The following is a 9,214-nucleotide window of genomic DNA, read 5'->3' on the forward strand; positions in this document are numbered from 1 at the left end:
TTGCTTAGTAGCCCTGTGGCTGCAAGGATTTAGGCTAGTTTTTGCTCTGCGAAAGTTGAGTTACTAAGTACTTAAGTTCAGTGATAAAATTTCACTTTATTGATCTAATGAGAATACAACAAAGATATAACAAGAGATATTTATTGGTATTAGATAACCACGTAATAGAAAGTAATACTATTTTAGGAGAAGAGAGTTTTTGCTGTTCAGAACGATCTTCCCATAAAAATGATAACGGAAATTATCATTTTGATTTTAAAAATGAACAACTTGAACTTCTATTCAACTCATTGACTGAGAAACAGCAAACTATTACAACGCTTTCATATGGTTTGTGTTTAAAAGACTATGAAATTGGACGTTTACTTAATATAACTCAACAAGCGGTCTCAAAAACGCGAAATCTCATAATCAAAAGATTAAGAAGAAGTTTAAGCGAAAAGGCCCTATAACAATATGCTTTATAGCTACAATAATTAAGGAGGGGAACTTCAGATGAGTGATGAAATGTTGTTTGATCTTGTTAAAAAAGCACAGGTTGGCGACAAGCAAGCATTAGATAAGATAATAACGAATATGCAACCACTTATTAAAAAAATCCAGTTACAAGCTAGAAGAGTAGAACAAGATGATATTCAACAATCAATCATTGAAATTATAATAAAAAAAATTATGGCTTATGACTTAGACCAAACTCCCAATTTCACTACTTTTTGTGATGACCTTCTAAAGTCAGATATTAATTGCTGAAATTTTTAGAACAGGTTGTTAAATCCTTTAGGAATCCCACTTTAAAGTTATGAAAAGTCAATCGTACCTAGGCAATGCGTTACTTTTCAATAACGAATAAGTAAGGGAGGATCAATTATGGCAGTCAACTTTAATATTCGCATCGTAACATTTATACCTGATGCATGGGTACTTGCGCCCTATCAGGAAGAATTTTATTCATATTCATATGAAGGAGATAATCGTTCCTTTAACCCTAACACTGCAAATACACAAAATTTTAGAACTGCACAACAGCTCAATGTTGAATTTAATAACAATGGTGGAGATTATACTCCTTATGTTCAAACAGGGATTACAAATCTTCAACGAAGAGAAAATCTTACAGGGAAGACCAGTATTTTATTTTCTGGTCACGCCTCGACAGATGGTCTCAAGACTTCTGTAATCCAGTCAAGTATAAAAGGAGAGACTTCTGATTATTACCATTTCCGCTGCACATGTAATATTAAAAACCCACTAGAATATGCTCCAGCAATTAACTATGACTTTGACATTTATGTTCACAAATCCGGGGGAATTCAATTTAGTGGAAGGCATGATGGATTTCCCGCTTATGAAGTCTACGCTAAAAATGCACTCACTTCTAATTGGAAGACTTTGTATCAGTATAATCCATATGACCACGGTAAAAGTATCTTTGATTTAGCTGATGGTATGTCTCAATCTGTTACCGCGAGAAATGTCGATGTATTAAAATAATAATAAGGGTGCCGTTTTCTCAAACGGCACCCTTATTTTTTCCATTGAATGGAGGCCTTATTAAACTAGTTATCACTATATAACCAATTACAAATATAAGTCCGTCTGTAGCAAATAAATATTCAAAATGTAAAGATGCAGGATTTAAAAAATTGATTGTACCGTGTGTGATCATAATGAGGAATGAAGGAATTACCCCACCCAGTACGCTTGAAATCAGAAGTAGTAAATACCGAATAACTTTTTTACTTATTCCAGTTTCGATGATGTAGTATACAATATACAGGTACGGCAAAAATACAAACAGATGAGCTATTACTGAAGTTATAACGAAAAACTGAGCATCGCCAGAAGAAACTTTAAATAGTCCCACCCCTGCATAGGCTCCAACAATTAATGATATGCAAGACCAAATAAACAATAAGCAATGAACCAAAATTACTTTAATCATTAATACAGCACTCCTTTCACGTATATTATCATCCAAAAATATCTGTCAATCAATTCATAATAGGTTGGACGCTTCCATTGTCCAGCACCACAACGACTTTTCCTGTAGGATATTCATTGAGAACCGATTTCAGGAATTGCTTGAACACCTTGGCATCATAATATTCACTTTCTTGGTAAAATACCTTGCGGGTTTCATAGTCCAGTGTGCCAAAGAGTTTAGCACCTTCATATACTTGCCGTAGGTTTTAATCTTGCTTTGATGTCCTCGTAGGGATTGGTAGGCACGAATCATGGATTTATCTTCAAAGAGCAAGTGAGTTATGTCTCCGTCCATTAGCATTGCCGTTGCGATATTCTCACGAAAATTTCAATTGCTCTTCTGGGTCCGCAGCAGCCAAGGTGTACGCCGCTTTCGTATAGCTAAGTCTGAGTTGATACAAAAGCAAAGACAGACCACGCTCGATATAACGGATGGCAAGTTTCAACTTCCAGGTGTATTTTTCCTCAAATCCAACGTTTGCTGGATGTTAGTAAGTTAGCAGTTCCGTGAGCTCCGAGTTTGTTGTTCTGTCAGTTTTGGAGGTTTCCCCGGTGCCAAATCCAAAGAGCCAAGACCGCCATCAATACATCAGCTTATCTATTGTTTTTCTCATTTATTATGAGACAGCATCTACTTCGTCCAAAATTTCCATTTTTAACATATTTTTTTCAATCGTCTCACTCTTTATTACCCGGTTTTGGGCTACAAGGTTTAATTTGGGTGAATCTTTAAATCATCTTATATAGTTATCATATTACGGACTTAAGCTAAAACATTTTTAGGTCTTTTCTTTCTATATAGTGTATCGTAGTAAAAAGTGTTGTCTTTTATATGGTACATTAAACATGTGAAAACCCTTTTGTTAAGAACAAAAGGGTTTTCACATGTTACACTTAAAATATTTAACTTTAGCGAGAAGCAAATTCACTTTACCTTAATTCGATCCTATGATTACGATAAGGATCATTCTTCAATCTCCTCTTATTATAACATTGACAATAAAAGAAAAAAGCCGGTAATCCACCGATACTTCTTTTTCCCTTAAACGGATGATTTCACGCCTTTTTCTGCTCCTCCACCTGCTTGCGCAGCGCCTCTTCCTTGGCCAGCAATTCCGTGTCATCCGTTAAGTCCTGCGGTTCGAATACCTGTCTGAGCTCGATCTCCCCCTGTCCGAAACCATGGGGGTCCGGCATGCGCAAAGCCCATTCGATCGCTTCTTCGCGGGACTGCACGTCGATCAGCGTATAGCCGGCGATCATTTCTTTGGCCTCCGTAAACGGACCGTCAATCACTTTCGGCTTGCCTCCGGGCTCCGGATAGGAGATGCGGATTCCGGTCGAGCTCGGCTGCAGACCGTCGCCTGCGAGAAGAACCCCTGCTTTGACCAATTCCTCGTTGTACTTTTGCATCGCTTCAATCAGCTCCGGACTGGGTAATTTCCCCGCCTCCGAATCGGTTGTAGCTTTGACGATCATCATGAATCTCATATGTGTATCCTCCTTTTTTGGGTGAGCTTGTTTGCCGGCAATCCTTGCCCGGTTCTGCTTTCATGTATTCAACGAATGCCGGGTTCGAAAATCGACATCCGTTAAAAACTTTTTTCATCATTCGTTATTCGTGGGGTTCATTGATCAGGCGCCTGTAAAGTAGGCTGCGAGCTCCTCGGAAATGATTTTGGCATTCAGCTTTTTCGTATGCCCAAGCCCCTTCTTGCTCAGCAGCCGCGCGTTGGGAAGAACGCCTGCCAGAGCCTGGGCTCCGCGGCGCAGGGAGCCGGGACTTTCCACGCCTTCCAGCACCAAGGTCGGCATCGTGACCGATGTCCATGCGCCTTGCGGAAGGGGTTTGCCCTCCATGAATCCATCCAGCAGAGCGGCATCGTACGGCAGCGTATGTGCGACGGCCAGCAGCCTTCTCCAGACGCCGGGCATCATGCGCATCATCGTCACGACAAAGGCAGGCGCTCCCATGCCTTCCGTCATGAAATACTTGATCGTTTCCGCCCGGCGGTCGGTGGCAATGAGCCCGTTGACATGCTTGGTGAAATCAGCCGGCGGGATGCGATCGGAAGGATCGACCACCAGCGGGGGCTCATGGAGGGCCAGCTTCGTGATGTTGGCTCCGGATGCCGCAGCCTGAAGCGCCAGCACCGCGCCCGAGGATAAGCCCCACACATAAGCGCTGCCTCCCGCTTCGTCGATTATCGCCTGCAAATCCTCAATTTCGCGCTCTACCGCGTAACAAGCAGCATCCCCGCTGTCCCCGCGACCGCGCCGGTCGTAATTGTAAACCGTGAAGCGCCCTGCCAGCAGCTCAGCCAGCTGCACCTGCGCCGGAAACTTGCGGTAGCTGAACGCGCCAGCCACTAGGATGATGGCGGGACCGCTGCCGATTTTGTCATAAGCGATTTTCGTTCCGTCTTTCGAAGTTACCGTGTTCATAAGAAATTCCCCTTTTGCTTTGATTTTTTCGCCGGTGATTCCGGCCTCTATATCGACAACGAACGGGCCGAGACAAAATCGACAGGCTGACAGAAAAAAAAACAAAAAAAATTTCGGCGATCAGGAAGAGAAAGCCATGCGAATCATTAGATTAAGGTTTGGCTACAGTAACGATCTAAAAAACCCTTGTCGCTTACATGGGTCATGTATCGGCAAGGGTTCTTGGTGTTATGCTTCTCTATCCGCGTGGGCAAGCCTACTCGATTCGAGTATACCAGGATTATTCGAGCAGTTCCCGCAGTTTTTGAAGCATCGACAACATATTTTCCAGTTCGGAAGCGGATAAACTCGCTTGGTATTTGTCGGTAATTTCTTGATGGAAGGCCTCCATCTCTTGCTGATAGAGCCGCCCTTTCTCTCCTAACTCAATGGAATATGCGCGCTTATCGTCTTCATGCTGCCTTTTCCTGATGTAGCCCTCTGCTTCAAGCTTGGTCAGCTGCTGACTGACGGCGCTTTTGGTAATATCCATGATTTCGGCCAGTTCTGTCGGAGAAGAGAGCGGATGGCGAATAATTTGCGTAAGCAGTACATACTGCTGGTTATTCAATTTAAAATTCGTATAAGCCCGTTCTTTTTTTTCAAGGACGATCCAGATATCTTCAATCGTGTGATTGATTCGCTCCGCGATATTTTTATTTATCATGCTTTCTTGCTCCGCCTTTCTTTCCCCAATTCGCCGGATTCAAATAGCCTTTGAATTTCGCGGCTACTTCTTTTCCGACAAGCACGGCGCCGATCCAGAACATCACTTCCGCCACGATCAAGCTTCCGGTGATAATGCCCGCCTTAGCCTTCACGGAAAGCGGGGTAAACGGGATAATCACGGGAACCAGCCACAGCGAAAGAGAAAGGACGATAAGCCCGATGCCAAGTTTATAAATAAAGGCCTTCTTTCGTTTCTTTTCGCTTGATACCATTTCGTTTGCCAATTCAAAATCTCCTTCGGAGTAACTATTTTAGTTTATTTAACTAAACTATATTTCATCGTGAACAAAATTGCAAGCGCATACCCCTTGGTAACGGGGAAAACTCCGGCATTGGATCGATTTTTAGTGGTATGATATAAATTACTGCTATCCATTATGTACTGCCAAGGAAGTGAAGATGATGTGGAAGCCTGATCGACAGAGCCGCAAGCCGGTATATGAACAAATTGCCGATCATCTGGAACAACGAATTGCATATGGGGAATTCCCGCCGGGCAGCCTGCTGCCCTCCGAAAGGAAGCTTGCCGAACAGCTCGGCGTCAACCGCAGCACGGTAATTCTGGCCTTCTCCGAGCTTCGGGCCTTGGGAATCATTGAGAGCCGATCCGGAAGCGGCACCCGCGTTAGCCAGCATAAATGGGGAGCTACGCCAAGGCACACGCCCAACTGGAAACGGTATGCCGAAGGCGGCAGCTTTCTGCCGAACGTGCCTTTCCTGAGAAGGATTCGGGAAGCCCTTCAACAGAATCCGTCCCTAATCGATTTCGCAAGCGGCGAACTCTCCGGGGACTTGGCCCCTTTGAATGAAATCGCTGCGTTGATGCAGGACCATCATTATGCTTCCTATTTGGGTTACGTGAACCCGCAGGGATATATACCGCTTAGACAGGCACTGGTCGCTTACTTGGATAAATATCGCGGCATTCAGACGACCGAGTCTTCCATTCTGATCACGTCGGGGTCGCAGCAATCTTTATTTCTGATTACGCAATGCCTGTTGTCTCCCGGCGATGCCGTCGCGATCGAGGATCCTTCCTATGCCTATTCCCTGCCCATGTTCCAGTCTGCCGGGCTCCGACTGTTTCGGCTGCCGGTGGACCATGATGGCATGTGTCCGGATGACCTGCATGCGTTATACAAAAAACACCGTATCAAGATGATATTCACGAATCCTAATTTTCAAAATCCGACCGGGATGGTGCTGCATGAGGAGCGACGGGCCAAACTGCTTGAAGCCGCAAGGGAACTCGGCCTGCCGATCGTCGAAGATGACCCGTACAGCTTAACGGATTACAACGGTCTCCCCCGTCCATCCCTCAAATCGGTTGATTCAACCGGCTCCATCATCTACATAGGATCATTATCCAAAATCGCGGCATCGGGCCTGCGAATCGGATGGATGGTAGCCCCGAACGCCATCGTTGAAAGATTGGCGGATGCCCGGCAGCAGATGGACTTCGGACTTAGCGTCATCCCGCAGCAGGTAGCGGCCCAATTTTTGTCATCGGAGCATTTCGAGCCTCATCTCGATCGACTGCGCATGCAGCTTCTCTATAAGCGCGATCTACTGATTGAAGCGCTGCAGAAGGAGCTCCCGGATGCCGTCCAGTATGAAATTCCTCAAGGGGGAATTCATATGTGGTGCAGGCTGATTCCCGCGATCCATGACGCCAAGCTGCTGGAAGAAGCGATTAAGCATGGAGTCGTGTTCGTGCCGGGCAGCGTGTACGGCTCGGATTCCGGCTTCGTGAGATTCACGTTTGCACGCGCAAAAACGGAGGATATCGGGCCCGGGATTGCCCGTTTTGCCAAAGCACTGCGAGCCTTGACCCCGTAATCGTGCCTGGCCCTCTACCTGCTAAAAAGCCAAACAACCACCGAGTGCATACGACTCCGCGGTTGTTTTTCCTTTTATGGCGTGCTACGGGTTCCAAATTACGATCATAATGACAGCCAGCAAAATAATGCAGGCGATATAAATGCCACTGAGACGCGCCCATTTCTTCCCCGTAAACTTAAAATAATTCGGGTCTGCCTTTTTATTGCTTTTCGATTCGCCGATCATCATGGTGGCGACAAAACCAGCGATCATCACGACCACGGCAAGAATGAGTAATCCGGTCATGTTCCCCCTCCTATATGGGCTCCTGATTAAACTCGTCTCATTATATGGAAGCGGCCGCCCCTTGTCACCATCCATTCCCTGATCTTTTGGACCATCCAATTGGATCATTAGCCCTTCGGCATTTCATTGAAGAAAGCGACATCCTCTATCGGCAATCTTACCGTCGGATGTCCGGACTTCGCTGCCTTGCCGATGGCGATAAGCATAATAGGAGCGTATCTCTTCGGAATATCAAACGCTTCTACAAATTTAGCCTGGTCAAAGCCGCCCATCGGGACCGTATCATAGCCTTTAGCGCGGGCGACAAGCATAAGCTGCATGGATACCAATCCACTGTCGATGAATACTTTTCGGAGAACGTTCTCTGGAGGCATGCTCGCGAACAGCCCTTGGTAACGTTCCACGAAAGATGCAGCAGTCTCTTCAGGCATATAACCCGCATCGACCGCCATTCCGTAAATTTTCCCGGCCAATGTATAACCTTCCAAGTCTCCGAGTACCGCAATGACAGCGGAAGCCTCTATCACTTGCTGCTGGCTGTTGGCAATCGGAAGCAGTTTTTGCTTTAGCTCCTGAGAGTCGATGACAAGGAACCGCCACGGCTGCAGATTGGCGCCTGAAGGAGCCCACGCAGCCTGCTGCAGGATTTCCTTCATGTCCTCTTGTGAGATCTTTACTTCGGCATCATAGTAGCGTACGGACCGCCGATCTTGAATAATCTTGAAAAACGGCTGCTCCTCCACCTTTTGGGACGTTTGTGTACCGGACATGCTGTCTCCTCCTCATCATTACTGTGCCGGTCGCTGGCACAGAAGGTTTTTAATTAAAAAGCAGTTGAAACACAAACTAAAACATACATAGTTACAGTTTCGGGTTCATGTTTCTCCCTAAGCTTGATAAGACTCCTCTGCTTAAGCGATCCATAGCAGTTAAACGTCTTATTGTTACTATAAATCATTAAATGTATAATCGAAAGTAGACACATTATTTTTATATAGCACTATAAATTAGGCTAACTATATTATTGTAAGGGGTGATTTCTGTGGATGTAAGCAAAGAGGATGAACAATGCCTTATCTCCATTCGTGAGGCCTTGGAGGTTGTTCGCGGAAAATGGTCTATTTTGGTCCTTACCTTACTAAGTCTGGGCCCCCAGCGATTTAATCAAATGCGAAGAAATTTAGACAACGTCAGCATCAAATCATTAACGGATGTTTTGCGCCATTTGGAGCAGCATGAAGTCATCCATCGCCAGGTGTTTCCTACCGGACCCGTAACAGTTGAGTACTCGCTAACAGATAAAGGAAGAGCGTACATCCCGGTACTTCGGGAAATGCGCATATGGGGTGAAAACTGGGGGGAACGATCGAAACACGTTGATGATGGCACCCCCCGTTGAAGTTGGGTAATGAGAGGAAATAGCCGAAAGGAATAGAGGCATTTCCGGCCTCTCCTCTTCACGTTTTTAGTATAGGGTTATCGTAATTCTTACGGGTACAACAATATAAGAAATGCACAAAAGCCTATAAAAAGTGCAAGAAAGCTATACCCATATATTTTGAATCGAACTATCGTAAACATAAAAACGGCTACACTTAGGGCAAGGACTGCTAAATATAAATAGCCATCTGGATCAGCAATCCTAAAATCTCCACCTAATGAAAATCCGAATAACAATAATGCAAAAGGAATGACATAACCCGCTATCAAGCTTACACCTATTGAAACTATTATTTTTAATATTTTCATACAATTCCCTTCTTTTGCAATATTCAAGTCTATTCCATTTAATGTATATATCGGAAAAACAACACTGGAAATCAACAATGATCATCACCGTCTCTGGAGCTAGCTATGGCTTTATAACATAAAAAAAGAACCTATCCTGAAT

At 44.7% G+C, this 9,214-nt stretch carries 13 protein-coding genes and 1 pseudogene; 5 read left to right on the plus strand and 9 right to left on the minus strand.

All coding sequences use genetic code 11. The features are described 5' to 3' along the window. Positions 1-107 precede the first annotated feature (107 nt). The 3 genes from PCH05_RS26770 to PCH05_RS26780 all read left to right on the plus strand — a co-directional run bounded on the left by PCH05_RS26770 (position 108) and on the right by PCH05_RS26780 (position 1,491). Entirely contained in the window at positions 108-452 is a 345-nt protein-coding gene (locus PCH05_RS26770; RefSeq protein WP_127607735.1) for a sigma-70 RNA polymerase sigma factor region 4 domain-containing protein, read from the plus strand. 43 nt (positions 453-495) lie between these two features. Next, positions 496-750, plus strand: a complete 255-nt coding sequence (locus PCH05_RS26775; protein WP_127607737.1) for a helix-turn-helix domain-containing protein — start codon at positions 496-498, stop codon at positions 748-750. Positions 751-867: 117 nt separating this feature from the next. Beyond that, positions 868-1,491: a DUF3238 domain-containing protein gene (locus tag PCH05_RS26780; RefSeq protein WP_127607739.1), complete on the plus strand. Its 624-nt coding sequence runs from the start codon at positions 868-870 to the stop codon at positions 1,489-1,491. 19 nt (positions 1,492-1,510) lie between these two features. Here the strand turns inward: PCH05_RS26780 and PCH05_RS26785 are convergent, their stop codons facing one another. The 6 genes and pseudogenes from PCH05_RS26785 to PCH05_RS26815 all read right to left on the minus strand — a co-directional run bounded on the left by PCH05_RS26785 (position 1,511) and on the right by PCH05_RS26815 (position 5,420). After that, entirely contained in the window at positions 1,511-1,942 is a 432-nt protein-coding gene (locus tag PCH05_RS26785; RefSeq protein WP_127607741.1) for a hypothetical protein, read from the minus strand. Between the two features lie 49 nt (positions 1,943-1,991). Then, positions 1,992-2,153: pseudogene (locus tag PCH05_RS28165) on the minus strand (transposase); the annotation flags it as partial. An 886-nt stretch (positions 2,154-3,039) separates the two neighbouring features. Continuing rightward, positions 3,040-3,474 carry a YciI family protein gene (locus tag PCH05_RS26800; RefSeq protein ID WP_127607744.1) on the minus strand — a complete coding sequence of 145 codons (435 nt, stop codon included), beginning with the start codon at positions 3,472-3,474 and terminating at the stop codon, positions 3,040-3,042. 144 nt (positions 3,475-3,618) lie between these two features. Further along, positions 3,619-4,428, minus strand: a complete 810-nt coding sequence (locus PCH05_RS26805; RefSeq protein ID WP_127607746.1) for an alpha/beta fold hydrolase — start codon at positions 4,426-4,428, stop codon at positions 3,619-3,621. 280 nt (positions 4,429-4,708) lie between these two features. Continuing rightward, positions 4,709-5,134, minus strand: coding sequence for a MarR family winged helix-turn-helix transcriptional regulator (locus PCH05_RS26810; protein WP_127607748.1), 426 nt, complete (start codon positions 5,132-5,134; stop codon positions 4,709-4,711). Beyond that, positions 5,124-5,420, minus strand: coding sequence for a transporter suffix domain-containing protein (locus PCH05_RS26815; RefSeq protein ID WP_246049969.1), 297 nt, complete (start codon positions 5,418-5,420; stop codon positions 5,124-5,126). The genes PCH05_RS26810 and PCH05_RS26815 overlap by 11 nt, the downstream gene beginning before the upstream one ends. A 178-nt stretch (positions 5,421-5,598) precedes the next feature. Here PCH05_RS26815 and pdxR point away from each other — a divergent pair, with 178 nt between their 5' ends. Continuing rightward, a complete protein-coding gene (gene pdxR, locus PCH05_RS26820; protein WP_127607750.1) occupies positions 5,599-7,035 on the plus strand; it encodes a MocR-like pyridoxine biosynthesis transcription factor PdxR in 1,437 nt (478 codons plus the stop codon). Positions 7,036-7,119: 84 nt separating this feature from the next. Here pdxR and PCH05_RS26825 read toward each other — a convergent pair whose 3' ends face one another. Further along, positions 7,120-7,323, minus strand: coding sequence for a hypothetical protein (locus tag PCH05_RS26825; protein ID WP_127607752.1), 204 nt, complete (start codon positions 7,321-7,323; stop codon positions 7,120-7,122). A gap of 107 nt (positions 7,324-7,430) precedes the next feature. After that, positions 7,431-8,093 carry a nitroreductase family protein gene (locus tag PCH05_RS26830; RefSeq protein ID WP_127607754.1) on the minus strand — a complete coding sequence of 221 codons (663 nt, stop codon included), beginning with the start codon at positions 8,091-8,093 and terminating at the stop codon, positions 7,431-7,433. A 272-nt stretch (positions 8,094-8,365) separates the two neighbouring features. On the opposite strand from PCH05_RS26830, the gene PCH05_RS26835 reads away from it, so the two are divergent. Beyond that, a complete protein-coding gene (locus tag PCH05_RS26835) occupies positions 8,366-8,722 on the plus strand; it encodes a winged helix-turn-helix transcriptional regulator (RefSeq protein ID WP_127607756.1) in 357 nt (118 codons plus the stop codon). An 89-nt stretch (positions 8,723-8,811) separates the two neighbouring features. Here PCH05_RS26835 and PCH05_RS26840 read toward each other — a convergent pair whose 3' ends face one another. After that, a complete protein-coding gene (locus PCH05_RS26840; RefSeq protein WP_127607758.1) occupies positions 8,812-9,072 on the minus strand; it encodes a hypothetical protein in 261 nt (86 codons plus the stop codon). Positions 9,073-9,214 lie beyond the last annotated feature (142 nt).

This window comes from Paenibacillus chibensis (genome assembly GCF_004001045.1).
In the GTDB taxonomy this organism is placed as follows: Bacteria; Bacillota; Bacilli; order Paenibacillales; family Paenibacillaceae; genus Paenibacillus_AQ; species Paenibacillus_AQ chibensis.